Origin of the sequence: Brevundimonas sp. NPDC058933 (assembly GCF_049315965.1) — a bacterium.
Taxonomy (GTDB): Bacteria; Pseudomonadota; Alphaproteobacteria; order Caulobacterales; family Caulobacteraceae; genus Brevundimonas.
Map to the genome: position 1 here is coordinate 180349 of NZ_JBMOSL010000004.1, position 23204 is coordinate 203552.

The following is a 23204-nucleotide window of genomic DNA, read 5'->3' on the forward strand; positions in this document are numbered from 1 at the left end:
ACAATACCCCAGCGCCACGTCGGTTGCGCGCGTTTAAGCCGCCTTGGCGGTGGTGTGGCGCGAAAGCGCCAGTCGGATGGCGTTCAGCAGGGCGTCGGGCTGGATCGGCTTTTGCGCCACGCCGTCCATGCCGACCGCCAGATACTCGGCCTCGTCGCGCGGGTCGGCGTTGGCGGTCAGGGCCAGGATGGGCACGGCGCCCGCTGCGCCGGGCAGGGCGCGGATCGCTCGCGTCGCGGCCACCCCGTCCATCACCGGCATCTTCACGTCCATCAGGATCAGGTCGAACGGGGCGATCGTGGCGCGTTCCACCGCCTGTCGTCCGTCCTCAGCGGTCTCGTGCGTGCATCCGAACAACTCCAGCACCTTGCCGGCGACGAAGCGGTTTGCGACGTTGTCGTCCACCACCAGGACATGCAGGGTTTCGTGCGCGGTCGGGGCGGCGGTCCGTTCCTCGTCCCGCCGGGCGTCGGCCTCGGCGAGGGGCAGGTGCAGGTCAAACCGGAAGCGGGCGCCGCCGCGCGGCGAGCGCTCCAGCGCCAGCCGCCCCTCCATGCGGTCGACGATCTGGCGACAGATGGCCAGTCCCAGGCCTGCGCCGGCGCCGTGGCGCCCGGCTTCGCCGGTGTTGAAGGGTTCGAAAATGGCGATCGCCGCCGCGTCGCTGACGCCGGGGCCGCTGTCGTCCACGACGGCGTCCAGCCGCACCCGCCCGTCGTCCAGCCGGGTGGTCAGGCTGACCTCGACGGCGCCCTCGCTCGTGAACTTCAGCGCATTGCCGATCAGGTTGTTCAGAAGCTGCTTCAGCCGCATCTCGTCGCCGACGACCCAGCGCGCGGCGTCGGTCGCCGTCGTCACCGTGAGGTCCAGGTTCTTCTCTTCCGCGCGCGGCCGCCACAGGGCCGAGAGGTCAGCGGCCACGGCGTTCAGGTCCAGCGGCGCGGGCTCCAGCGTCAGTATGCCCGCCTCGGCGCGCGACATGTCCAGGGCGTCGGTCAGCAGGCGCAACAGGCTGGCCCCCGAGTCCAGAATGGTGCGGACATAGGGGCGCAGCGAGCCTTGGGTCAGCTCGCGCTCCATCAGGGCGGCGACGCCCAGCACCCCGTTCAGCGGCGTGCGGATCTCGTGGCTCATCACCGCCAGGAACTCGGACTTGGCGCGGCTGGAGGCGCGGGCCTCGGCCTCGGCGCGCACCAGATTCTGGGCCAGATCGCTCATGGCCTCGGCGCGGCGCTTGTGAATGGCCACCCCCGCCTGCATGACGTGCAGGCCCGCCCCGACCCCGACGTAACGCCCCTGTGACACCACGATGAAGCCCTTCAGCAGGGCGCCCAGATCCGCCGCGTCCATCGACTGGAACAGGACCTCGGCCGAGGCGTCGGCCTCGACCAGCAAGGGCGACGGGTCCATCAGGGCCGAGATGGGACGACGGGCATAGAGGGCGCGGCCGAACTCCGCCGCCATCTTCAGGGTGAAGGCGTTGCGCTCGATCAGGCCGACGGGCCGCCCGTCCGCGTCCACCACGGCGATGACCAGGGTGTCCGGCTCGGCCTGAAAACGGTCGAAGGCCTCGGCGCCGAAGGCGTCGGGCGCCATGGGCGGCGCCGCCTCGACGAAGTCTCCGATCCTGGCCATTCTGTCGCCCCTCCCGCGTCTTGCGAGAGCGCAGTTAGGCGGGCGAGGCTTAACAGCCGCTTTGCTGGAAATGAATGTTTTGCAAGCGCAATCTGACGCTTGCTCCGAAGACGGAGCTTAAAATCGCGCCAATAGCTCCGCTGCAAAGCTCGACAGGCTGTCGTCGCGCGCGCCCATGACCACCACCCGGTCGCCGGGCTGGGCGATCTCGACGATGCGGTCGCCGCAGTCGGCGCGGGTGGCCAGGGCCTCGGCCTGACGGCCTTCGGCGCGCACGCCCGCCGCGATGTCCTCGCTGCCCACGCTGCGGTCGGTGGTGCCGCCGTAATAGACCGGCTCTGGCATCAGCAGGACGTCATGCTCGCGCATCAGCCCGGCGAAGCCCTCGATGAACTCGGCCCTCATCAGCTTCAGCGGGCCGAAGCCGTGCGGCTGGAACAGGATCAGCAGCCGCCCGTCAAAGGCGTGCAGGGTCTTCAGCGTGGCGGCGATCTTGTCGGGGTTGTGGGCGAAGTCGTCGATGACGGTGACGCCGTTCTGGGTTCCCACCACCTCCAGGCGCCGTCGGATGCCGGCGAAGCTCGTGAGCGCCGCGACCGCGTCGTCGACCGAAACGCCCAGCGCCTTCACCGCGCCCAGGGCCGCCAGGGCGTTGGCGACATTGTGCGCGCCCGGCACGTTCAGCACGACCGGACGCGGGGCCTCGCCGCGCACCCGCAGCTCGAAACTCATGCCGGTCGGCAGGGGATTGAGGTCGTGGGCTGACAGGTCGGCCTCCTCCTCGCCCAGAGCAAAGGTGATGGCCTTGCCCGTCGGCAGGGTCTGCGCCAGCGCCGCCGTCTCGGGGTTGTCGAGGTTCAGCACCGCCGTCGTCGCCCGCGCGACGAAGCCGCCAAACAGGTCGCGCAACTCCTCCATCGACTTGTGGTCCAGCGAGATGTTGGAAACGACCGCGACGGTCGGATCATAGCGGGCGATGGAGCCGTCCGACTCGTCCACCTCGGCTACGAACAGATCGGGTCCGCCGACCAGGGCGCTGGCGAAGGGGTGGTCCGCATCGGCGAAATTCTTCATCACCGCGCCGTTGACCACGGTGGGCTGGCGCCCCGCCTGATCCAGGATCCAGGCCACCATGCCGGTGATGGTGGACTTGCCGCTGGTCCCGGCCACCCCGATCGAGGTCGGGGCGGCGTTAAACAGTTCGCTCAGCAACTGGGGCCGGGTCTTGATCGTTGCGCCCACGCGGTTGGCTGCGCCGATGTCCGGCACCGTGTCCTCGACCGCCCCGGTGGCGACGACGATCTGATCGGGGCTGGCCACGCCCGATCCGTCCTGCGGATGCAGGGCGACGCCGTGGGCGCGCAGCCAGTCGAACTTGTCCGGGGTCCGCCCCTGATCCAGCGCCCGGTCCGAGCCTGCGATGCGGTTTCCCTGCGCCTGAACGATCATGGCCAGGGGCAGCATGCCGGACCCGCCGACGCCGCAGAAGAAATAGTCTTTGTTCATCGGCTTGATTTTGACGCGCGAAACCGGGGAATGTCCGACGGCCTGACTAGCACGGGCGACGCCGGAGGCCAGCCCCATCCCTATGCCAGACTCTGCCAAATCCGGGCCGTTCAAGATCGGCGTCGTCAACGCCAGTTCGCGCCTGGACCCCGCGCGCGGCGAAGCGATCCAGGCCTGGATGGATCAGGCCTATCCGGGCGGCGAGGTTCAGTTGGTCTTCCATCCGCAGACCTTCAACAAGCACGGCCATTTCGGCGGCGACGACGCCACCCGCGCCCGCGCCTTCGTCGAGTTCGCCAATGATCCGCGCCTGGGCGCCCTCTGGTTCGCGCGCGGCGGCTATGGCGCCTGCCGCATCGCCGAGGCGGTGCTGCCGCAGCTGAACGCGGTGGCCAGAAAGAAGCGCTACCTGGGCTATTCCGACGCCGGCAGCCTGCTTGCCCTGCTCTACAAGGCGGGTTTTCCCCATGTGGCCCACGGGCCGATGGCCTCGGACGGGGCGCGGCACGACGCCACGGGCCGCCGCGCGGTGGACTGGCTGGTCAGCGGCGACCGCGCCTCGCTGGAGCCCTCGCTGCTGGACGACCCGCGCCCGGCCGTCGCCTTCAATCTGACCATCCTGAATGAGCTGGTCGGCACGGCGCTGGAGCCGGACCTGAGCGGCCACGTCATCATGCTGGAAGAGGTGTCCGAGGCGCTTTACCGCGTCGACCGGATGATGTTCCACCTGACGGGTCAGGCCTCGATCCGCCGCGCGGCGGGCATCCGTCTGGGACGGGTTTCGGACGTCACGCCCAATGATCCCGACTTCGGCCTGACGGCGGAAGAGATCGTTCGCTACTGGTGCGAACGCTCGGGCATCCCCTGGCTGGGAACCGCCGACATCGGCCACGACCGCGACAACAAGGTGGTGCCGTTCGGCGTGACGCGCTGAGGTTTACCCCTTGAAGGTCAGGCCTTCTGGCCGAGCCTCGAAGCCGGTCAGGCGGCCCAGATAGCTCATGCCCAGCAGGGAGGCGGGCATGTCGGCGTCCACCACCAGGGCCTCGACCGAGGTCAGCCTCACTCCCGCCACCGCCAGCGACGGCAGCAGGACCGGGGCCGCCTTCACCGGACCGGTCGCCGTGTTCAGGGTGCGGGTGAAGTCATGGGCTGTGACGCTGACGCCGACCCGTTCCGCGTCGGCGCGGCTCAGGGTCACGACGCTGGCGCCTGTGTCCACCAGCATTCGCATGGGACGACCATCGACCACAGCCTCGGCCCAGTAATGTCCATCGGCAGAGCGCACGACTGAAGGCGTCGCGATGGCGGCCTGGGCCTCGCCGGCGCCGTCCATCCAGCGCAGGGCGCCGGCGCAGGCCAGCGACGACGCGAGAGCGGCGGCGAAAACGACAGCAGAGCGCGGGTCGATACGGATCATGACCCCACCGTGCCGCAAGGGTCTTGGCAGGCGGTGAAGCGATACGGCGAACGAAAGGTTGACGCATGAACGGCGTTATTTTCCGTCCTCGATCCTCCCCTGCGCAGCGGGGGAGGGGGACCATGCGCAGCATGGTGGAGGGGGCGAGGTCGAGACGCCGCAGTCTTAGATAAGCCGCCAGTGCGGCGTGAAACTCGCTGGACGTCCAGCGCGTATCCGCCCCCTCCACCGCCTGCGGCGGTCCCCTTCCCCCGTGAACGGGGGAGGATTGAGCGTCCTGTTACCCGCCCAGTAAAACCGGGTCGATCCGCCCCCGCCGTCCTTTCAGCTCCGCCATGATCTTCGCCCGTTCTTCCTCGCTCATCCGGCTCCACGTCGCGATCTCGGTCAGGGTGCGGAAACAGCCCAGGCACAGGCCCGACGCGCCGTCCACGGTGCAGACCATGACGCAGGGCGTGGCGACGGAAGGCGGCGGTTTGGACGGCGAGGGGGCGGGCGGTTGGGTCATGGATTTATGACGTTGAAACTACAATACGTCCGACTTCGGACCAAATTATTGACTTTTTAACCAGGCTGCGCTACCTTCCAACCTGACGCGAAACGACTATGACGGTGAGATTCCCGATAAGCACGACGCGTCTTCTTTCATCGTTCAACGAAAGGAGACGCCCAAATGAACGACAAGGACCGTAACCTCCAGCACGCCATGATGTCTTTCGCCCTGTGGGGCGGGATGTTGGTCAACACGAAGCAGATGAACCCGGCGAACAACCGCGCGGTCAGTCATCCCTCGAACTTCGTGCCCATAACGATCAAACGGCCGCGCGCGTAGTCGCGAGACCGAGTGATCCAAACGCAAGCCCCGGTCGGAACGGCCGGGGTTTTTCAATTCTGCTTGCCTTCTCCCCGCCGCCCCGCTGAAACCGGCCCAGCATCAAGGGAGCAAGATCATGGGTCTGATCGTCGAGGAGCGCCACGGCGCGGTCATGGTCTGGACCCTGACCCGCCCCGACCGGCTCAACGCCCTGCCGGATCTGGAAGACGGCGAGGCCTTCGCCAAGGCCTGCGAGGCGGTCAACGCCGACCCGTCGATCCGCTGCGTCGTCATGACCGGGGCGGGCCGGGCCTTTTCGGCCGGCGGCGACCTGAAGGCGATGAAGGCCCGCGCCGACCTGTTCGAAGGCTCGGGCGCCGCCATCCGCGAGCGCTATCGCCGCGTCGTCCACCGCATCGTCCGCTCGCTCTACGGGCTGGAGGTTCCGCTGATCGCCGCCGTCAACGGCCCGGCCATGGGTCTGGGCTGCGACATCGCCGGGCTCGGCGACATCCGCATCGCCTCGGACCGCGCCAGCTTCGGCGTGCCCTTCATGAAGCTGGGCATCATCCCCGGCGACGGCGGGTCCTGGCTGCTGCCGAGGAACGTCGGCTATGTCCGCGCCGCCGAAATGCTGTTCACCGCCCGCGCCATCGACGCCGAGACGGCGGACCAGTGGGGCCTGGTCAACCGCGTGGTCCCGCACGCGACCCTGATGGACGAGGCCATGATCACGGCCAACCAGATCGCCGCCCAGCCGCCCCAGGCCCTGCGCATGGCCAAGAGCCTGCTGCGTCAGGGCCGCGACATGAATTTTGATCAGATGCTGGAGCTGTCCGCCGCCATGCAGGCTCTCGCCCATTTGACTGAGGACCACATCGAGGGGGTGACGGCGGTGCTGGAGAAGCGGCCGGGCGAGTTTACGGGCAACTGATTTCGCAGATCCCTAAAACCCCGCTCATCCCGGATGAGCGGCGAGGGGGGCGAACAACAAAAAAGGGGCGCCTCGCAGCGCCCCTTTCCGTTTCAACCTAGCTGACCCTACCGCTTGGCCGGCGTCTGCATCGAGCGGCTGGCGGGCACGCCGACGACGCTGGTGTCGCGCTTGGCGCCGGCGGTCTCGCCCGGCTTCATGAACTTGACCAGGACGCGCTGGCCGATCAGCAGGGGGGCGTCGTTGACGGCCACGACCACTTCGACGACGCGCTCGTCGGAGCGTTGCGAGGGATCGTCCGAGGCCAGCTTGCGGGCGCCGAAGACGGCGGCGCGACGCAGGACCTTGCCGATATAGACCTTGGACGGGTCGCCTTCAGGCGTGATCTCGACGGCCTGATCCGTGGTGATGTTCGGAATGTCGGCCTCGACGATTTCGGCGCGGGCGATGCGCGGGGCGTCGGGCTCCAGATCGAACATGTTGGACACGTTCAGGGTCGAGGCGCCGGCGCCGGGGTTGGCGTAGCGGCGCACGATCCGGCCGTTCTGCGGCGCGCGGATCACGGTCAGTTCGACGTTATAGGCCGCCTGATCGCGACGGGCGCGCGCGGTCTGGACGGCGGCCTGCTGGGCGCCGAGGCGGGCCTGGGCCGAGGCGATGGCGTCGCGGGCCTGATCCAGCCGCTGGGCGGCGACGAAGTTGGTGGAAACCAGCTTCTGCAGTCGGTCGTATTCACGCTGGGCGGTGGCGATATCGACGTTGATCAGGCGCAGCTGGCTTTCGGCCTGGGCCACGTCCGCCGCTGCGCTTTGCAGCGACAGGCGCGGTTCGTCGTCTTCCTGACGGGCCAGGATCTGACCGGCCGTGACGCGGTCGCCTTCCTGCACCAGGACTTCCCGCACCACGCCGCCGCGACGGGCTGCGACCTGGATGATGCCGCCCTCGATGTCGATCTTGGCGTTGGCGATGGCGGCGTAGGGGCTTTCGACCTTCTTCTCTTTCTGAGCGGTCTCTTCGGCCTTCTTGGCGGCGCTGGCGTTCTGGAACAGGCCGAAGCCGACGACGAGCACGATCAGGGCCACGAGGCCGATCCAGAGCCATTTGTTTTTCAGGAAAGCGGGCATGTGAGGCGTCCTTGAGGATCGGTGTCTAGTGCGAGGCCAGAGCGGCGTCGGGATTGGGGGTTCGGCGCTGGTCGTCGATGATCACGCCGTCTTCGATGTGGATGACCCGGTCCGCCCAGGCTTCCAGGCGAGGGTCGTGGGTCACGCAGATGACCGCCGCGCCATGTTCGGTCGCGGCCCGGCGCAGCAGCTTGATCACCACCTGGCCGTTCTCGCCGTCCAGGGCCGAGGTCGGTTCGTCGGCGAACAGGATCTGCGGGTCCTTGGCCAGGGCGCGGGCGATGGCGACGCGCTGCTTCTCGCCGCCGGACAGGGCCGCCGGGCGCTGATGCAGGCGATGGCCCAGGCCGACCTCTTCCAGCGCCAGGGTGGCGCGTTTCCTCGCCTGATCCGGCGTCAGGCCCTGGAACTTCAGCACCGTCGTCACCTGTTGCAGGGCGCTGAGCGACGGGAACAGGTTGAAGCCCTGGAAGATGAAGCCGCAGTGATCCAGCCGGAACTTGTCCAGCCGCCCCGACGACAGCTTCCACATGTCGTCGACGTCCAGCGCATCCACGCGACCCGCTTCAGGCTTCAGCAGGCCGGACAGGGCGGCGATCAGCGTCGACTTGCCCGAACCGGACGGCCCCATGACCATGGTCAGGTCGCCGTGGCGGGCGTCGAAATCCACGCCCTTCAGCACCTCGACATAGTTCTTGCCGGACTTGAAGCGCTTGATCAGCCCCTTGGCCTCGATGGCGAACTCGCCATGCCGGCCTTGAACCTTCGTATGCCCAAAAGTCATCGTGTTCATCGCAGCAGGTCCGCAGGTTGGCTCTTCTTGAGGATGCCCATCGACAGGAAGCCCGACAGCATGGCGATGCCGATCAGGCCGCCGCCCACCACGATCAGCAAAGGCAGGGGCAGGGCGATGATGACCGCCTTGGACATGGCGAACAGCGACAGCAGCCAGGTCAGGCCGATGGCGGCGGCGACGCCGACGCAGCCGACCCAGAAGCTCAGCTCCATGACGATGCGGCGAAGCGAACCCATGCCGACGCCCAGGGCGCGCAGCGAGGCGAACTCCTTGATATTGGCCATGATGGCCCCGCGCAGGGTCTGCCAGGTGATGGCCACGCCGATGATGATGCCCAGCACCACGCAGCCGCCGATGATGATGACCAGGATGCCTTCCTCGAACATGGCGCCGGCGTTGGCGTCGGCCAGTTCCTGACGCGTCCAGGCCTTCCACTGGCCCTTGCCCATTTCGTTCAGCTGGGCGGCGACAATCTTGGCTTGTGATGGGTCTTTGATCTTGACCATCAGCGGACCGACGCGCGGGCCTGTGTCGGCTTGACCGACCATGCGCAGGGTATCGCGAGACACGACGATCGCGGGCTGCATCATGCTGGGATAGCCGCGCAGGATGCCGACGACCGTCACGGTCTGGCCGTTGTACAGAGCCTTGTCACCCAGCTTCACGCCCAGCTTGGGCAGGGTGGTTTCGTCAATGGCGACGGTGAAGGGCTGGCGCAGCGCCTCCACGATTTCGGGCGAATAGTCGGTTGGGATTGTTACTGCGCCCGGCGTGGTGTCGATGATCTGCGTCTGGACGTAGTTCATCTTGGCCGCGCCCATCTTGGCGCGGTCCGCCTGACTGAGGGTGGGGTCGACGTCCTTGATCGACTGGAAGCTGCCGCCGGCCATGTCGAACGGCTGAACCTCTTCGACGGCAGGGTGATTGTAGGCTTGGGGGATATAGCGTCTCGGCACGCCCGAGGGGCCGCCGAAGATGCTCTTGGCGCCCGGCTGCATGATGATGATGTCGGCGGCCGAGCGTTCGATCTGGGCGGTGAAGCCCTTGCCGATGCCGATGAAGACCCCGGTCATGGCCAGCACCAGCAGACCTGACAGAGCCAGCGCCATGACGGCGGCCATATAACGTCGCCACTCAAAGAGCAGCGTGGATAGCGCGAGCGACATGACGCGTATTCATTCCCCTGACTTGCAGCGTTATCTGAGGCCGCGCGGGGCTGGGGCCAAGTTAAATCGGGGTAAGGGTTCCGCTTCCCCCCGGCGCGCGGCGGGACTATGGGGCTTGAGGCGCCGCCATCGACGGCGCTAGTTACACAATAACAGACGCGAGGCGCCGGGCCTTGCGCGTCGGGAGAGCCTGAATGTCGCTTCGTCGCACCTTTTCCTTCACCGCCTCATTGGCAGCCCTGGGCGCCGCCGCTGCGGTGATGGGGGCCACCGCCACCCCGGCCCGCGCCGACGAAGGCATGTGGACCTTCGACAACTTCCCGATCCAGACGGTGAACGACAAGTACGGCACCCGCATCGACCAGTCGTGGCTGGACAGCGTGCGCAACGCCGCCGTGCGCCTGCAAGGCTGCTCGGCCTCGTTCGTCTCGGGCGAAGGCCTGATCCTGACCAACCACCACTGCGTCATCTCCTGCGTCCAGGACCTGTCCACGGCCCAGAACGACTACGTCAAGAACGGCTGGATGCCCGCCACCCGTGAAGAAGAGAAGACCTGCCCCGGCCAGACCGCCGAGGTCCTGACCGACATCACCGACGTGACCGAGCGCGTGCTCGGCGCCGGCGCCGGCCTGGAAGGCGCAGCCTTCGTCGCCGCCCGTTCGGCCGAGGTCGACAAGATCCAGAAGGAAGCCTGCGGCGACGACCGCAAGCTGACCTGCCAGGTCATCAGCTTCTATCGCGGCGGCAGGTACGCACTGTATCAGTTCCGCAAATATGAGGACGTGCGTCTGGCCTTCGCGCCGGAGTTCCAGGCGGCCTTCTTCGGCGGCGACCCGGACAATTTCAACTTCCCCCGCTACGCCCTCGATGCCGCCTTCCTGCGCGCCTATGAGGACGGCAAGCCGGTCGCCACGCCGAACCACCTCAAGTGGAACCCCAATGCGCCGGTCGAGGGCGAGGTCACCTTCGTCGCCGGCAACCCCGGCTCGACCTCGCGCCTGCTGACCATGAGCCAGCTGGAGCGCCTGCGTGACCAGCAGATCCCGACCACCCTGATCCAGAACTCGGAGCTGCGCGGCCGCCTGACCGAATATTCGACCCAGGGCGACGAGGAAAAGCGCGTCTCGCTGGACCCGATCTTCGGTCTGGAGAACGGCTTCAAGGTCAACTACGGCCAGCAGGGCGCCCTGACCGACCCGGCCTTCATGGGCAAGAAGCGCCAGGAAGAAGCCGAGCTGCGTCAACGCGTCGCCGCCGACCCGGCTCTGGCCGAACGCATCGGCGACCCGTGGGCGGACCTGGAAAAGGTTCAGGCCACGGCCCGCGACCTCTACCTGCCCTACCGCCAGCTGGAGGGTAACGCCGGCGGCGGTTCGACCCTCTATTCCTACGCCCGCGCCATCGTCCGCGCGTCGAAGGAACGCGCCAAGCCGGTGGCCGAGCGCCGCGCCGGCTACGCCGACAGCGACATCGCCGCCCTGGGCCGTCGTCTGGCCTCGGAAGCCCCGATCGCCAAGGGCGTCGAGGAGATCCAGCTGTCCTTCTGGCTGTCCAAGACCCGCGAATACCTGACCGTGGACAACGCCAATGTGAAGGCGATGCTGGGCCGCGAAAGCCCCGAGGGCATCGCCGCCAGGCTGGTCGAGTCCAAGCTGATCGACCCGGCCTTCCGCGCCGAAGCCCTGGCCATGACGCCGGAACAGCTGGCCGCCTCGGGCGACCCGATGATCGCCTTCGTCCTGGCCAATGACGACGCGGCCCAGGCCGTCCGCACCCAGTGGGACGCGGGCGTCAACGCCCCGACCGCCCGCGCCGCCGAAAAGGTCGCCCAGGCCCGCTTCGCCGTCTATGGCGACAACCTCTACCCTGACGCGACCTTCAGCCTGCGCCTGTCCTACGGTCAGGTGAAGGGCTGGACCTATCGCGGCGTGACCGTGCCGGCCTTCACCCAGATCGGCGGCCTGTATGCACGCGCCACCGGCGCCGAGCCGTTCAATGCGGCCCAGCGTTTCATCGACGCCGAGAGCCGGGTCAACAAGGCGACCGTCTATGACTTCGTCTCAACCAACGACATCATCGGCGGCAACTCGGGCTCGCCGGTGATCAACGCCAAGGGTGAAGTGATCGGCGCCGCCTTCGACGGCAACATCCACTCGCTCGGCGGCTCGTTCGGCTACGACGGCGACCTGAACCGCACGGTGACGGTCTCGACCGCCGCCGTCACCGAGGCCCTGCGCAACGTCTACAACCAGCCGCGCCTCCTGCGCGAACTGGGCGTGACGCGCTAAGCCAGCTGTGCCTTTCCTCCCCATTTCATGGGGAGGGGGACCACGTAGTGGTGGAGGGGGCGGCGCAAACGCCTGCCGTGGAGTCGCCCCCTCCGTCACGTCGCCTTCGGCTCCGCGCCACCTCCCCATCGCTGCGCGACAGGGAGGAAAGTTACGCCCCCGTCTGACGCAGCGCCCTGTTAGCTTCTCTCGTCCGCGCCGCCGATTTCAGACTATTCAGACGAATTGGACTCTGTTTTTTCCTCGCCAGAGTCTGAACCAGGAGTTCTCCATGCGTCCCATGTTCTTCGCCTCGGCCGCCGTCCTGGCCTTCGCCGCCGCCTCTTCCGCCAAGGCAGAGGAAGGCATGTGGACCTACGACAACTTCCCCATCGCCCGCGCCAACCAGACCCTGGGCACGAACATCGACCAGGCTTGGCTCGACAAGGTCCGCCTGTCTTCGGTCAAGTTCGGCGGCTGCTCGGCGGGCGTCATCTCCGGCGAAGGCCTGGTGATGACCAACAACCACTGCGTCGCCACCTGCGTCGCCAACCTGTCCACGCCGCAACTGCAGTACGCCGAGACCGGCTTCACGCCGAAAAGCCGCGAGGAAGAACTGAAATGCCCCGGCGGCTCGGCCGAGATCCTGACCGACATCGTCGACGTCACCGAGCGCGTGCAGAAGGCGGGCGCCGGTCTGGACGGCCAGGCCTTCACCCAGGCGCGCGAGGCCGAGGCCGGCCGCATCGAAACCGAGAACTGCGGCGATGATCCCAAGATCCGCTGCCAGGTCGTCAGCCTCTATCGCGGCGGCCAGTTCAAGCTCTACAAGTTCCGCAAATACGCCGACGTGCGTCTGGCCTGGGCCCCGGAAGACCGCGCCGCGACCTTCGGCGGCGACCTGGACAACTTCTCCTTCCCGCGCTTCGCCATCGATGCGGCCTTCATCCGCCTGTATGAAGACGGCAAGCCCGCCGCGACCCCGACCCACTTCACCTGGAACCCGAACAAGCCGACCGAGGGCGAGCCCGTCTTCGTCACCGGCAACCCCGGCTCGACCCAGCGCCTGCTGACCCAGTCGCAGCTGATGACCATCCGCGATGTCGTCCTGCCGCTGGACCAGCTGATCGCCTCAGAACTGCGCGGCCGGCTGATCCGCTACTCCGAGGAAGGCGAGGAACAGGCCTTCATCGCCATGGACCCCATCGTCGGCGTCGAGAACACCTACAAGCGCGGTCGCGGCCGCATGGCCGCCCTGATCGACCCCGCCTTCATGGCCGCCAAGGCCGAGGCCGAGGCCGACTTCCGCGCCCGCGCGGCAGGGGGCGCTACGGACCCGTGGGCGACGCTGGACGCGGTTCAGCCCCTGGCCCGCGAGCTCTACGCCCCCATGGCCCTGCTGGAAGGCGGCACCGGCATGGGCACGACCTCGGTCGCAGGCGGCTCGCCCCTGTTCCAATGGGCGCGGGCCATCGTGCGCGGCGCCCAGGAACGCGCCAAGCCGTCGGATCAGCGTCTGGCCGAGTATGCCGACAGCCGCCTGCCGGGCGTGCAGTCCGGCCTGTTCGCCGAGCGCCCGACCTACTCGGAACTGGAGCAGATCCGTCTGGAATGGTGGCTGTCCAAGACCCGCGAATGGCTGACCGTCGACAGCCCCTACGTCCGCACCCTGCTGGGCAAGGAAAGCCCCGAAGCCCTGTCGGCCCGCCTGATCGAAGGCACCAAGCTGGCTGATCCCGCCGTACGCCGCGCCCTGTGGGAAGGCGGCCTGCCCGCCGTCCAGGCTTCGACCGATCCGCTGATCCAGTATGTCCTGGCCATCGACGCCGACGCCCGCGCCGTGCGCAAGACGTGGGATGACAAGGTCAAGGCGCCGACCGACCGCGCCTCGGAACAACTGGCCGCCGCCCGCTTCGCCGCCTATGGCGACGCCGTCTATCCCGACGCCACCGGCACGCTCCGCCTGACCTATGGCCGGGTCGAGGGCACGGACGTTCCGGGCCAGCGCATCGGCGCCTTCACCACCTTCGCCGGTCTGTGGGATCGCGCGACGGGGGCCGAGCCCTTCAACGTTGCGCCGAAACTGTTGGCGGCCAAGGATCGCATCGACCCGAACGCGGTGATGAACATGGCTGTCTCGTCTGACACCATCGGCGGCTCGTCGGGCTCGCCCGCCGTCAACGCCAGGGGCGAGATCATCGGCGCCAACTTCGACTCCACCGTCCTGACCCAGCGCAACGCCTACGGCTATGACCGCAACGTCAATCGCAGCGTCATCGTCACCACCCAGGCCGTGACCACGGCCCTGCGCGACGTCTACGGCATGGATCACCTGATCGCGGAACTCGGGGTCAAATGACCGCGACGACCTTCCGGCCCGCCGCGTCCTCGGACGTGGCGGGGCTGCACCGCCTGGTCGAAAGCGCCTATCGCGGCGACGCTGCCCGGGCCGGCTGGACCCATGAGGCCGACCTGCTGGGCGGCCAGCGCACCGATCAGGACGAGCTTCTGGAGATCATCGCCGACGCCTCGCGGGTCATTCTGCTGGCCGAGGTCGAGGGCGTCCTGACCGGCTGCGTCCAGGTGGCGGATCAGGGCGAAGGCCTGGCCTATCTCGGCCTGCTGACCGTCGACCCGACCCGTCAGGCCGGCGGTCTGGGCCGCCGCCTGATCGACGCCGCCGAGGCCGAGGCTGTCTCCCGCTTCGCCGCGACCCGCATGGAGATGACCGTCATCCGCCAGCGGACCGAACTGATCGCCTGGTACGAACGTCGCGGCTATCGCCTGACCGGCGACACCCGGCCCTTCCCGCTGGACGACGAACGCTTCGGCCTGCCGCAGACGCGGGCGCTGGAGTTCGTGGTCATGGACAAGGCGCTCTAATAAAAAAGCCCTCTCCCGGCGGGAGAGGGCTTGAGCCTCGGAGAGCCGAAGGCGATCCGCAAGGCGAAAGGGTGAGGGGCTAGGGTTCCAGTCGGCGGCAGCCGTGGCGCGGGCGGCGCGCGCCGACGGATAGAGGCGACCCTCATCCGGCCCTTCGGGCCACCTTCTCCCACCGGGAGAAGGGACCGAGCAAGGGCCTGGTTACAGATCCCGCATCTGCTTCTGGGCCGCGCTGAAATACTGCCAGCCGGTCCACAGGGTGATGAGGGCGGCCAGCCAGATCAGGGTGTCCGAGAACAGCTGGAAGTGGGGCAGATAGTCGAAGGGCAGACCCCAGCCGTCCCAGTTGCGGGCGAACAACTGGCAGCCCAGGGCCACCATCTGCAGGGTGGTCTTCCACTTGGCGGCCAGGGTGACGGGCAGGTTGATGCGCCCCGCCATGGTCTCGCGCAGGGCCGAAACGGCGAACTCGCGGAACAGGATCAGGCCGCAGGGGATGATGATCTGCTGCACCGAGCCGCTGGTCAGCACGCCCAGGATGGCGCCCGTGACCAGGATCTTGTCGGCGATGGGGTCCAGGATGGCGCCCCAGCGCGTCTCGGCGTTCCAGCGACGGGCCAGATAGCCGTCGATCCAGTCCGTCGAGGCGGCGATGACGAATATCCAGAAGCCCGTCCGGTACATGGCGAACTGGTCGTCAGGGCTCAGCCAGGCCGACAGGAAGGGGAAGCCGCTGGTCGCGCCGGCCAGCAGCAGGAACATGACCACCCCCGCCGCCAGACGGACGCTGGTCAGGATGTTCGGGATCGGATTGGCTTTGTGGGCAGGGGTCATCATCACGTCCATTGCAACGCCTGCCGGTGTGCCATGGTTCGCCGCCTGATGCGAGAGCGGGGCGGGGCGGCGACCTGTCGCCCCTGTCGGCTCAGTCCAGCCGTTCGAACCGCCTGGCGCCTGTCAGCTTGGTCAGGATGCCGTCGGCGATGCCGAAGTGCAGGCCGCTAAGGCTCAGTTCGCCTGCCGCTTCCTTTTCGGCGATCCAGGGGAAGGTGCGCAGGTTGTCGATCGACAGGCGCACGACCGTCTCCTCGGCCACGCGCTCGGTCTGATCCGCGGGGAAGTCCTCGACCACGCGGCGCACGGTCGGGGCGGCCTGCTCGACCCAGGGGGCGACGAAGTCCTGGCAGTTGGCGGGCGAGCCGTTCAGCATGGCGTTCACGCCGCCGCAGAAGGCGTGGCCCATGACCACGATGCGTTTGACCTGAAGCACGTTGACGCCGAACTCCAGCGCCGCCGAGACGCCGTGCAGCTTGCCGTCGGGTTCATAGGGCGGGACCAGGTTGGCGACGTTGCGCACCACGAACAGTTCGCCCGGCGCCGTGTCGAAGATCAGGGCCGGATCGGCGCGGCTGTCGGAGCAGGCCACGACCAGGGTGTGCGGCTTCTGGCCGTGGGCCAGGGCTTCATACTCCGCCCGCTCGGACGGCCAGCGGTTCTGGCGAAAGCGGTGATAGCCGTCGGTGAGTTCATCGGTCATGAGCGCCTTCCTAGACCCGCAGCGGCTGACGGCTCAAGCCCTCAGTTCTTGTGGAAAAAGCCATGAATGCGCTCGGCCAGGGGCTGGTTGATGCCGTCCACCTTGACCAGGTCGGCCACCGAGGCGCGGCCCACGCCCTTGGCCGAGCCGAAGGCGTGCAGCAGGGCCTTCTTGCGCCCCGGCCCGACGCCCTCGATCTCGTCCAGAGGGTTCTTCTTGATGTCCATCGAGCGGCGCTTGGCGTGGGCGCCGTTGGCGAAGCGGTGGGCCTCGTCGCGCAGCCGCTGGATATAGTAGAGGGCGGGGCTCTTCAGCGGCAGCATGAAGGGCGGCTTGCCGGGCATGAAGAAATGCTCCTTGCCCGCATCCCGGTCCGGTCCCTTGGCCACGCCGACGGCGGTGATGTCGTCCACGCCCAGGTCAGCCAGCACCGCCAGCACCTCGGCCAGCTGGCCCGCTCCGCCGTCGATCAGCAGCAGGTCGGGGCGTTCCACCGCCTCGCCCGCCTCCTCGTCCTTGACCATCTTGCCGAAGCGCCGGCGCATGACCTCGCGCATCATGCCGTAGTCGTCGCCGGGGGTCAGATCTTCGCCGCGGATGTTGAACTTGCGATACTGGTTCTTGCGGAAGCCCTCGGGCCCGGCCACCACCATGCCGCCGACCGCATTGGTGCCCGAGATGTGGGCGTTGTCGTAGATCTCGATCCGCTCGGGCCGGGCGTCCAGACCGAGGGATTCGCAGACCTCGTCCAGGATCTTCGACGTGGCCGAGTTCTCCGCCATCTTGCGGCCCAGGGCCTCGCGGGCGTTGGTCAGGGCGTGATCGACCAGGCTGAGCTTGCCGCCGCGCAAGGGTTTGCTGATCTCGACCCTGTGCTCGGCCTTCATCGAGAAGGCGGCTTCCAGCAGTTCCAGCTCGTGCGGGCGGACGTTGGACAGGATCAGGCGGGGGATCGGCTTGTCCTCGTAGAACTGGCCGAGGAAGGCGGCGAAAATCTCGGGATCGCTGTCCGTCTTGTCCACGCGCGGGAAATAGGCCCGCCCGCCCCAGTTCTGGCCCGCGCGATAGAAGAAGACCTGGACGCAGGCCTGGCCGCCCTCGGCGTGCAGGGCGAAGACGTCGGCCTCGGCCACCCCGTCGGCGTTGACGCTGTTCTCCATGGCGATGGCCGACAGGGCGCGGATGCGGTCGCGCACCCGGGCGGCGGTCTCGAAATCCATGTCGTCGGAGGCCGCCTGCATCTCCTGCGACAGGCGGCTGATCACGGCCCGCGACTTGCCGCGCAGGAACTGTTCCGCCTCGGTGACCAGTTCGCCGTAATCCTCCAGGCTGATCAGGCCGGTGCAGGGGGCCGAGCAGCGCTTGATCTGGTGCAGCATGCAGGGCCGCGTCCGGGTCTCGTAAACGCTGTCCGAACAGGAGCGCAGCAGGAAGGCCTTCTGCAGGGTGTTCAGCGTATTATTGACCGCCCAGGTCGAGGCGAAGGGGCCGAAATAGTCGCCGGGGATGGTGTGGGCGCCGCGATGCTTCCGCACCTGGGGCGCGCGGTGGTCGCGGCGGATCATCAGCTCGGCGAAGGACTTGTCGTCGCGCAGCAGGACGTTGAAACGCGGCTTCAGCTTCTTGATGAAGTTGGATTCCAGCAGCAGGGCCTCGGTCTCGGAGGCGGTGACCACCAGCTCCATCGACCGCGTCAGGCTGACCATCAGGCCGATGCGCTGGGTATGAAACCGCCCCTGCGCATACTGGATGACGCGCTTCTTCAGCGACTTGGCCTTGCCGACATAGAGGCAGGTCCCGTCCTCGCCGTACATGCGATAGACCCCGGGCTTGTCGGGGGCGCGGCGCGCCTCGTCGGCGATCAGCTCTGCGGCCTGAAGCGGCAGAACGGTCGCGCCTGGAATGTCGGTCGTCTGTTCGGTCATCGGGCGGGATATAGGATCACGAACGGCGAACCAGAACCACGCCGCCGATCACCAGCGCCACCCCGGCGATGCGGCCCAGGCTCAGCGGCTGCTTCTCGACGCCCAGGGCGCCGAAATGGTCGAGCACCAGGCTGAGCGCCAGCTGTCCCGCGACCATCAGGGTGATGGTGGTGGCGACGCCGAGGCGCGGCACGCCCCAGGCGGCGGAAATGACGAAGGCGCAGCCATAGAAGCCCCCCATCCACGCCCACCAGGGCAGGGCCTTCATGGCGGCCACGTCGGGCCGCGTCTGCATGGCCAGCGCCAGACAGCCCAGAGCCACCGTGCCGACCGCGAAGGAGATGAAGGCGGCGTTCACCGGCGACCCGACCGCCGTCATCAGCCTGGCGTTGGTCGGACCCTGCAAGGCCGTGGCGGCGCCCGCCATGAGCAGGGTCAGAAAGACGAGGATGGGGGTCTGCATGCGTCGCCTCTACCAGTTCGGATCGGCGGGCGCGCCGCCGAAGATTTCGGCCAGGCGGTCGCGGGTGGCGCGGGTCGTATCTTCCGGCAGGGCGTCGAGGGCGAACCAGCCGATCTCGGCGATCTCGCCGTGGCTGGTGCGCTCGGTCAGGTCGAAGGCGTCGATGGCGAAGACCAGGACGTGGTCGCCGGGAAAGAAGCGCTCGTTGGAATGGACCGAGATCAGGCGCGGTTCCGAATGGGCGATCACTCCCGCCTCCTCGCGCAGTTCGCGGACGACGGCGGTCTGGGTGGTTTCGCCCCTGTCCACCCCGCCGCCGGGCAGCCACCAGCCGTTCAGATAGGTGTGCTTGACCAGCAGCACGCGACCCTCGCCGTTCACCGCCAGCCCGCGCACGCCGAGCGTCATGCCCCGGTTGATCCGCGACCAGGCGAAGAAGAAGGGGCGGGTGAAGGGCTCGATTCGGGTGCGCCATGGGGTCATGCGGCGACGATAGGCCGGGCGGCGGCGGCTTGAACAGTCGCGCCTGTGCCTCTATGCGAAGCTTTGAACAGGAGACTTCCCATGCTGGCCATCGGCATCATCTTCACCTTCATCGCCGTCATCGCCGCCGTGAACTTCTACGAGTTCGGCCGGGTTGACTGAATCGGCTGCGGGCGCGGGCGGGTTCGACTGGCGTCACGCCGGGGATCATGTCCGTGTCCTGTTGTCGGACGTGGCGGTCGATGTGCGCATCGGCCTGCACCCGTGGGAGCGGCACCCGGAGCGCCCCACGCGGCTGATCGTCAATGTCGAGATGTTCGCCGCCTGGCCTTTGCCCAAGACGGGGGCCGACGGCGGTTTCATCGATTACGACCGGGTGCGCGACCATGTGGCCGGCTGGCGCGACCGCGACCATGTCGAGCTGCTGGAAACCCTGGTCGAGGAGCTGATCGGCGTCTGTTTCGCCCTGTCGCCGGTCGAGGCCTGCCGGGTCCGGATCACCAAGCCGGACATCTTCCCCGAGGCCGCTGCTGCTGGCGTGGAAATCTTCCGCCGCAGGCCGGGCTGAGTGGGCGATCCCCTGAACAAGGTGGTGTTGATCACCGGCGCTGCGCGTCGGGTCGGCGCCGGGCTGGCGCGGGCGCTGGCCGAGGCGGGCTGGGACGTGGCCGTCCACCATCGTGGCGGAGCGGACGAGGCGGCGGCTCTGGTTGCCGAACTGACCGGCAAGGGCGTGCGAGCGGCGGCCTTTCAGGCCAACCTCAACGATGCTGCGGAACGCGACGGGCTGATCGGTCGGGTGGCCGGCCATTTCGGGCGGATCGACGCCCTGATCAACAACGCCTCCCTGTTCCGCTATGATACCCTTCATACCCTGACCGAGGCGTCGTGGGGCGAGCATCTGGCGTCTAACCTGACCGCGCCGGTCTTCCTGATCCGCGACTTCGCCACGGCGGTCGAGGCGGCGGAGGGGCAGGGGGTGGTGGTCAATATCCTGGATCACAAGATCGACAGTCCGAACCCGGACTTCTTCGCCTATACGGCCGGCAAGGTCGGTCTGGCGGGGCTGACGCGGACCCTGGCCATGGGGCTGGCGCCCCGCGTCCGGCTGTGCGGCGTCTCGCCCGGCCTGATCCTGCGCAGCGGCGAGCAGACCGAGGCCGAGTATCAGGCCGCCTGGCGCGACACCCCGTTGGGGCGCGGGGCCTCGCTGGAGGACGTGGCGCGCACAGTGCGCTTCATCCTCGAGACGCCAAGCCTGACCGGTCAGAATCTGACCGTGGACGGGGGCGAGAGCCTGATCGGGCGGGGCCGCGACGTGGCCTTTGACGGGATCCCGCTGCCCTGACGCCGCCTTTACTTCGCCGCCGTCACGGTGTTGATGCGCGAACCCTCCGCGGCGCCTATATGGAGCACCCGCGTTTTCGGAACCCTTGCCTCTGATGCCTGTCGTCCAGTTCAACCGCCGCTTCTCGATGGCGCACCGGCTGATCGCCGATGCGGGGTCCAGGTGCGCCGTGCCGCACGGGCACAACGAGTTCGTCAGGGTGACGCTGGAGCCGACGGCCGAGATCGCCTTCGGCCAGTCGAACCACGCGGCCTCGTTCGAGCAGTTGAAGCGGCGCTGGCACGGCTTCGTCGATCGCAGTCTGGACCATGCCTTCCAGCTCAACCGCGCCGATCCGCTGCTGGACTGGTTCCAGGCGCATGAGCCGCAACGGCTGAACCAGGTCCTGACCGTGGACGGCGATCCGACGACCGAGGCTCTGGTCATCGCCCTGTGGCGCAAGCTGGAAGCCATCCTCGCGGCCGAGGGCCTGCCCTTTCGTCTGGCTGAACTGGCCATCGAGGAGACGCCGACCAATACCGTGCTGACGCGCGGCCTGACCGAGGCCGAGCGGGGCTGGGCGCTGGGCGACTGGTGCGACCGAGCTGATTTCAGCATCAATGACATCCTGCCGCCGGAGACCTGGTCGTGAGCGCCGTCGTCACCCCCTTCACCGCATCCGAGCCGCGCCGTCTGGGCCTGACCGTGCTGGTGCGCGGGCTGGAGGTTCAGGCCGCCATCGGGGTTTACGCTCACGAGCATGGCCGGCTGCAGCCCCTGTTCGTGGACGTCGAGCTGGACCTGGGCGTCGCCCCGATCCGCGCCCTGTCCGATACGCTGGACTATGAGGGCGTGGCCCGGATCGCGCGCGAACTGGCGGGCGGCGAGCACGTGGCCCTGGTCGAGACCTTCGCCGAGCGAGTGGCTCTGGCCTGTCTGGACGATCATCGCGTTCTGGCGGTCAAGGTCCGGGTGGAAAAGCCCGGCGCCATTCCCGGCGCTGCGGCGGCGGGCTGCGAAGTCGCCTATTCGCGCTGAGGCCGGTTGCGCGCGGCGTTGCGTCCCGCCATTGTCCCGCCTCGTTCAAGAGGTTCCGATGGTCCAGTCCGGCGATTACAGCAGCAACAGCGCGGCGGCCTCGTCCGATCAGGCTGGCGACCTGACCAGCCTCTATGTCGGATACGCCCTGATCCTGTTCGCGGTGCCGACCTTTGGCGTGGCGGCGGCGATCGGCCTTCTGCGGATGTGGCGCAAGACGCCGCCGAGCGATCCCCTGGCGCGCAGCCATTTCATCTTTCAGCAGCGGACCCTGTTCGCCGCCGTGGCCGCCATCGTCGGCGGGGTGGTGCTGATCCTGGTCAACGTCGGGGTCTTCGTCCTGTTCGTCATGGCGGTCTGGTCGATCGTGCGCGGCGCCCTGGGCCTGAAAGACCTGCTGGAAGGCCGCGCCATCCGTCATCCCCTTCGTCTCTTCTACTAAAGGCCCGTCATGACCGATCAGTATTCCGAGGTGCGCGGCAAGGGCCGGGACGGCGCCGTTCTGGCCTGGATCCTCTATATCCTGTCCATCCCCAGCGCCAACCTGCTGGTGCTGGCGGGGCTGGTGGTGGCCTATGCCTGCCGGGGTTCGGCGACGGGGCTGGCGGCGCAGCATATCGAGGCTCAGATCAGGCTGTTCTGGTCGGTCTTCTGGATCACCATCGTGCTGTGGGGGCTGATCGCGGTCAGCGCCGTGGCGTCGTTCCTGCTGATCGGCATTCCCTTCCTGCTGCTGTTCGGACTTCTTTTGCTGCTGGTGTCGGTCTGGTTCACGGTGAAAAGCGTTCTGGGTCTGCTGGCCCTGCTGAACGATCGGCCGGCCTGACCTCAGGAGCCTTCATGACCGCCTTCCGCGACCAGCCCGCCGACCACCGCTTCCAGCAGGAGTTCGCCGACGCCGACGGGGTCGAGCATCCCGTCTGGGCCGAGTATGCGGTGCGTGGTCACGCCCGCATCATCCTGCATGTCGAAGCCCATCCGGCCCTGCGCGGCTCGGGGGCGGCGGGCAGGTTCATGCAGGCGATGGCCGAGCACGCACGGGCGGAAAAGCTGACCCTGGTCCCGCACTGCAGCTATGCGGTGGCCTGGCTCAAGCGCCATCCAGAGTTTTCCGACATCGTCGGGTGAATCTTCTCGCCGTTATCCTGGAAGCGGCGCAGCCGCTATCCGGGACCGCAGGAAGGGCTGACGGCGGCGTCCTGGGCGGTCCCGGCTCTGCGCTTCGCTTCGGCCGGGATGACGGTGAAGAAGGGGCGCTTATGCGCTCAGGCAGCGAGCGACCGCGTCGCGAGCAATAGCGCCCTTTAAGCCGTCATGGATGGCTCTTGGCGACGATGGCCTTCATCGTCTCGGCCTTGGCGGGCAGGTCCATGACCAGACGATGGGCCAGTTCGCGGGCGCCGACGGGGTAGGCGTCGCCGCCCTCTGCGATTTCGCGGGCCATTTCCGACGCCTTGAGCAAGACCTCTTCCAGCGCCTCGACCTGTTCGAGCGCCAGGGCGCGCGCCTCGGCCTGGAGGCGTTTGACGCGCTCGGCGGTGGTCTCGGGCGCACGCATCAGGTCATAGACCTCGGCCTCAGGCGAGGCGACCACGCGCAGGTTGGCGCGGGCCTCGGTGTCGGGGTTGCTCGATTTGGTCATCGCGTATCTCCGTAACGCACCATGCCGCATTTTCGCCGCAAGGTCGCAAAGGTTTTGCGGCCAAGCTTGCGGCAGGCCTCCCATGTTGCACCGACGCATCATGAATCGGAGATGAAGGGCGGCGCCCTGCCGCAGGCGTTCTGCCTGCTCTGGAAGGCGGCGGCCAGGGATCGACTCGTGAGAAGGGCGCACTGAAAGGAGGATGGCGGAGGGGGATCGGGGGGCGTTAGGCGCGTGTTTTCCT

At 67.8% G+C, this 23204-nt stretch carries 26 protein-coding genes; 13 read left to right on the forward strand and 13 right to left on the reverse strand.

Going from position 1 to position 23204, the window contains the following annotated elements; translation table 11 throughout:
• Positions 1-33: 33 nt before the first annotated feature.
• Together ACOZBP_RS10595 and ACOZBP_RS10600 are read right to left on the reverse strand one after the other, a co-directional pair.
• A complete protein-coding gene (locus ACOZBP_RS10595) occupies positions 34-1635 on the reverse strand; it encodes an ATP-binding protein (RefSeq protein ID WP_422676393.1) in 1602 nt (533 codons plus the stop codon).
• Between the two features lie 117 nt (positions 1636-1752).
• Positions 1753-3141: a UDP-N-acetylmuramate--L-alanine ligase gene (locus ACOZBP_RS10600; protein WP_422676394.1), complete on the reverse strand. Its 1389-nt coding sequence runs from the start codon at positions 3139-3141 to the stop codon at positions 1753-1755.
• Between the two features lie 82 nt (positions 3142-3223).
• On the opposite strand from ACOZBP_RS10600, the gene ACOZBP_RS10605 reads away from it, so the two are divergent.
• Entirely contained in the window at positions 3224-4075 is an 852-nt protein-coding gene (locus ACOZBP_RS10605) for an LD-carboxypeptidase (protein WP_422676395.1), read from the forward strand.
• A 3-nt stretch (positions 4076-4078) separates the two neighbouring features.
• On the opposite strand, the gene ACOZBP_RS10610 is transcribed toward ACOZBP_RS10605, so the two are convergent.
• On the reverse strand, positions 4079-4561 hold the full coding sequence (locus ACOZBP_RS10610; RefSeq protein ID WP_422676396.1) for a retropepsin-like aspartic protease family protein: 483 nt from the start codon (positions 4559-4561) through the stop codon (positions 4079-4081).
• A 280-nt stretch (positions 4562-4841) separates the two neighbouring features.
• The gene (locus ACOZBP_RS10615) at positions 4842-5069 is read right to left on the reverse strand and encodes a DUF1289 domain-containing protein (protein WP_422676397.1); all 228 of its coding nucleotides are present in this window, start codon (positions 5067-5069) and stop codon (positions 4842-4844) included.
• A gap of 165 nt (positions 5070-5234) precedes the next feature.
• Between ACOZBP_RS10615 and ACOZBP_RS10620 the strand changes: the two genes are divergently transcribed.
• Both ACOZBP_RS10620 and ACOZBP_RS10625 read left to right on the forward strand, forming a co-directional pair.
• On the forward strand, positions 5235-5393 hold the full coding sequence (locus ACOZBP_RS10620) for a hypothetical protein (RefSeq protein ID WP_170136955.1): 159 nt from the start codon (positions 5235-5237) through the stop codon (positions 5391-5393).
• Between the two features lie 118 nt (positions 5394-5511).
• Positions 5512-6309 carry a crotonase/enoyl-CoA hydratase family protein gene (locus ACOZBP_RS10625; protein WP_422676398.1) on the forward strand — a complete coding sequence of 266 codons (798 nt, stop codon included), beginning with the start codon at positions 5512-5514 and terminating at the stop codon, positions 6307-6309.
• A gap of 107 nt (positions 6310-6416) precedes the next feature.
• Here ACOZBP_RS10625 and ACOZBP_RS10630 read toward each other — a convergent pair whose 3' ends face one another.
• The 3 genes from ACOZBP_RS10630 to ACOZBP_RS10640 are packed head-to-tail and all read right to left on the reverse strand — an operon-like array spanning position 6417 to position 9395.
• Positions 6417-7433 carry an HlyD family secretion protein gene (locus tag ACOZBP_RS10630; RefSeq protein ID WP_422676399.1) on the reverse strand — a complete coding sequence of 339 codons (1017 nt, stop codon included), beginning with the start codon at positions 7431-7433 and terminating at the stop codon, positions 6417-6419.
• A gap of 25 nt (positions 7434-7458) precedes the next feature.
• A complete protein-coding gene (locus tag ACOZBP_RS10635; protein WP_422676400.1) occupies positions 7459-8226 on the reverse strand; it encodes an ABC transporter ATP-binding protein in 768 nt (255 codons plus the stop codon).
• Positions 8223-9395, reverse strand: a complete 1173-nt coding sequence (locus ACOZBP_RS10640; RefSeq protein WP_422676401.1) for an ABC transporter permease — start codon at positions 9393-9395, stop codon at positions 8223-8225. Before ACOZBP_RS10640 ends, ACOZBP_RS10635 begins: the two co-directional genes overlap by 4 nt.
• Before the next feature lie 194 nt (positions 9396-9589).
• Between ACOZBP_RS10640 and ACOZBP_RS10645 the strand changes: the two genes are divergently transcribed.
• The 3 genes from ACOZBP_RS10645 to ACOZBP_RS10655 all read left to right on the forward strand — a co-directional run bounded on the left by ACOZBP_RS10645 (position 9590) and on the right by ACOZBP_RS10655 (position 14545).
• Positions 9590-11683, forward strand: coding sequence for a S46 family peptidase (locus ACOZBP_RS10645; RefSeq protein ID WP_422676402.1), 2094 nt, complete (start codon positions 9590-9592; stop codon positions 11681-11683).
• 271 nt (positions 11684-11954) lie between these two features.
• The gene (locus tag ACOZBP_RS10650; RefSeq protein ID WP_422676403.1) at positions 11955-14021 is read left to right on the forward strand and encodes a S46 family peptidase; all 2067 of its coding nucleotides are present in this window, start codon (positions 11955-11957) and stop codon (positions 14019-14021) included.
• Positions 14018-14545, forward strand: coding sequence for a GNAT family N-acetyltransferase (locus tag ACOZBP_RS10655; RefSeq protein WP_422676404.1), 528 nt, complete (start codon positions 14018-14020; stop codon positions 14543-14545). The genes ACOZBP_RS10650 and ACOZBP_RS10655 overlap by 4 nt, the downstream gene beginning before the upstream one ends.
• A gap of 201 nt (positions 14546-14746) precedes the next feature.
• On the opposite strand, the gene pgsA is transcribed toward ACOZBP_RS10655, so the two are convergent.
• The 5 genes from pgsA to ACOZBP_RS10680 form a co-directional block, all read right to left on the reverse strand.
• Positions 14747-15379 (reverse strand): CDP-diacylglycerol--glycerol-3-phosphate 3-phosphatidyltransferase, encoded by a 633-nt coding sequence (gene pgsA, locus ACOZBP_RS10660; RefSeq protein ID WP_422676406.1) that lies wholly within the window; start codon positions 15377-15379, stop codon positions 14747-14749.
• 91 nt (positions 15380-15470) lie between these two features.
• Complete coding sequence (locus tag ACOZBP_RS10665; protein WP_422676408.1) at positions 15471-16082, reverse strand: carbonic anhydrase; 612 nt, start codon at positions 16080-16082, stop codon at positions 15471-15473.
• A gap of 41 nt (positions 16083-16123) precedes the next feature.
• Positions 16124-18007 (reverse strand): excinuclease ABC subunit UvrC, encoded by a 1884-nt coding sequence (uvrC, locus tag ACOZBP_RS10670; protein WP_422676410.1) that lies wholly within the window; start codon positions 18005-18007, stop codon positions 16124-16126.
• Between the two features lie 16 nt (positions 18008-18023).
• Entirely contained in the window at positions 18024-18470 is a 447-nt protein-coding gene (locus ACOZBP_RS10675; RefSeq protein ID WP_422676411.1) for a DMT family transporter, read from the reverse strand.
• Between the two features lie 9 nt (positions 18471-18479).
• Positions 18480-18953, reverse strand: coding sequence for an NUDIX domain-containing protein (locus ACOZBP_RS10680; RefSeq protein ID WP_422676412.1), 474 nt, complete (start codon positions 18951-18953; stop codon positions 18480-18482).
• 154 nt (positions 18954-19107) lie between these two features.
• Between ACOZBP_RS10680 and ACOZBP_RS10685 the strand changes: the two genes are divergently transcribed.
• From ACOZBP_RS10685 to ACOZBP_RS10715, 7 genes are all read left to right on the forward strand, one after another.
• Positions 19108-19521, forward strand: coding sequence for a dihydroneopterin aldolase (locus tag ACOZBP_RS10685; protein WP_422676413.1), 414 nt, complete (start codon positions 19108-19110; stop codon positions 19519-19521).
• A complete protein-coding gene (locus ACOZBP_RS10690; protein WP_422676414.1) occupies positions 19522-20301 on the forward strand; it encodes an SDR family oxidoreductase in 780 nt (259 codons plus the stop codon).
• A gap of 94 nt (positions 20302-20395) precedes the next feature.
• On the forward strand, positions 20396-20932 hold the full coding sequence (locus ACOZBP_RS10695; protein WP_422676438.1) for a 6-pyruvoyl trahydropterin synthase family protein: 537 nt from the start codon (positions 20396-20398) through the stop codon (positions 20930-20932).
• The gene (gene folB / locus ACOZBP_RS10700; RefSeq protein ID WP_422676415.1) at positions 20929-21318 is read left to right on the forward strand and encodes a dihydroneopterin aldolase; all 390 of its coding nucleotides are present in this window, start codon (positions 20929-20931) and stop codon (positions 21316-21318) included. Before ACOZBP_RS10695 ends, folB begins: the two co-directional genes overlap by 4 nt.
• Positions 21319-21376: 58 nt before the next feature.
• Positions 21377-21760 (forward strand): serine/threonine protein kinase, encoded by a 384-nt coding sequence (locus ACOZBP_RS10705; protein ID WP_422676416.1) that lies wholly within the window; start codon positions 21377-21379, stop codon positions 21758-21760.
• A gap of 9 nt (positions 21761-21769) precedes the next feature.
• Positions 21770-22144, forward strand: coding sequence for a hypothetical protein (locus tag ACOZBP_RS10710; RefSeq protein ID WP_422676417.1), 375 nt, complete (start codon positions 21770-21772; stop codon positions 22142-22144).
• 14 nt (positions 22145-22158) lie between these two features.
• Entirely contained in the window at positions 22159-22446 is a 288-nt protein-coding gene (locus ACOZBP_RS10715; RefSeq protein WP_422676418.1) for a GNAT family N-acetyltransferase, read from the forward strand.
• Between the two features lie 184 nt (positions 22447-22630).
• Here the strand turns inward: ACOZBP_RS10715 and ACOZBP_RS10720 are convergent, their stop codons facing one another.
• The gene (locus tag ACOZBP_RS10720; protein ID WP_422676419.1) at positions 22631-22960 is read right to left on the reverse strand and encodes a hypothetical protein; all 330 of its coding nucleotides are present in this window, start codon (positions 22958-22960) and stop codon (positions 22631-22633) included.
• Positions 22961-23204: the final 244 nt, after the last annotated feature.

Bases quoted from the DNA above. Each gene is read 5' to 3' on its own strand.
- ACOZBP_RS10615 (WP_422676397.1), bottom strand. From the start codon at position 5,069: ATGACCCAACCGCCCGCCCCCTCGCCGTCCAAACCGCCGCCTTCCGTC.
- ACOZBP_RS10610 (WP_422676396.1), bottom strand. From the start codon at position 4,561: ATGATCCGTATCGACCCGCGCTCTGCTGTCGTTTTCGCCGCCGCTCTC.
- ACOZBP_RS10635 (WP_422676400.1), bottom strand. From the start codon at position 8,226: ATGAACACGATGACTTTTGGGCATACGAAGGTTCAAGGCCGGCATGGC.
- ACOZBP_RS10620 (WP_170136955.1), top strand. From the start codon at position 5,235: ATGAACGACAAGGACCGTAACCTCCAGCACGCCATGATGTCTTTCGCC.
- ACOZBP_RS10645 (WP_422676402.1), top strand. From the start codon at position 9,590: ATGTCGCTTCGTCGCACCTTTTCCTTCACCGCCTCATTGGCAGCCCTG.
- pgsA (WP_422676406.1), bottom strand. From the start codon at position 15,379: ATGACCCCTGCCCACAAAGCCAATCCGATCCCGAACATCCTGACCAGC.
- ACOZBP_RS10680 (WP_422676412.1), bottom strand. From the start codon at position 18,953: ATGACCCCATGGCGCACCCGAATCGAGCCCTTCACCCGCCCCTTCTTC.
- ACOZBP_RS10710 (WP_422676417.1), top strand. From the start codon at position 21,770: ATGACCGATCAGTATTCCGAGGTGCGCGGCAAGGGCCGGGACGGCGCC.
- ACOZBP_RS10655 (WP_422676404.1), top strand. From the start codon at position 14,018: ATGACCGCGACGACCTTCCGGCCCGCCGCGTCCTCGGACGTGGCGGGG.
- ACOZBP_RS10640 (WP_422676401.1), bottom strand. From the start codon at position 9,395: ATGTCGCTCGCGCTATCCACGCTGCTCTTTGAGTGGCGACGTTATATG.
- ACOZBP_RS10705 (WP_422676416.1), top strand. From the start codon at position 21,377: ATGGTCCAGTCCGGCGATTACAGCAGCAACAGCGCGGCGGCCTCGTCC.
- ACOZBP_RS10600 (WP_422676394.1), bottom strand. From the start codon at position 3,141: ATGAACAAAGACTATTTCTTCTGCGGCGTCGGCGGGTCCGGCATGCTG.
- ACOZBP_RS10625 (WP_422676398.1), top strand. From the start codon at position 5,512: ATGGGTCTGATCGTCGAGGAGCGCCACGGCGCGGTCATGGTCTGGACC.
- ACOZBP_RS10715 (WP_422676418.1), top strand. From the start codon at position 22,159: ATGACCGCCTTCCGCGACCAGCCCGCCGACCACCGCTTCCAGCAGGAG.
- uvrC (WP_422676410.1), bottom strand. From the start codon at position 18,007: ATGACCGAACAGACGACCGACATTCCAGGCGCGACCGTTCTGCCGCTT.
- ACOZBP_RS10595 (WP_422676393.1), bottom strand. From the start codon at position 1,635: ATGGCCAGGATCGGAGACTTCGTCGAGGCGGCGCCGCCCATGGCGCCC.
- ACOZBP_RS10605 (WP_422676395.1), top strand. From the start codon at position 3,224: ATGCCAGACTCTGCCAAATCCGGGCCGTTCAAGATCGGCGTCGTCAAC.
- ACOZBP_RS10650 (WP_422676403.1), top strand. From the start codon at position 11,955: ATGCGTCCCATGTTCTTCGCCTCGGCCGCCGTCCTGGCCTTCGCCGCC.
- ACOZBP_RS10665 (WP_422676408.1), bottom strand. From the start codon at position 16,082: ATGACCGATGAACTCACCGACGGCTATCACCGCTTTCGCCAGAACCGC.
- ACOZBP_RS10630 (WP_422676399.1), bottom strand. From the start codon at position 7,433: ATGCCCGCTTTCCTGAAAAACAAATGGCTCTGGATCGGCCTCGTGGCC.
- ACOZBP_RS10675 (WP_422676411.1), bottom strand. From the start codon at position 18,470: ATGCAGACCCCCATCCTCGTCTTTCTGACCCTGCTCATGGCGGGCGCC.
- ACOZBP_RS10720 (WP_422676419.1), bottom strand. From the start codon at position 22,960: ATGACCAAATCGAGCAACCCCGACACCGAGGCCCGCGCCAACCTGCGC.
- ACOZBP_RS10695 (WP_422676438.1), top strand. From the start codon at position 20,396: ATGCCTGTCGTCCAGTTCAACCGCCGCTTCTCGATGGCGCACCGGCTG.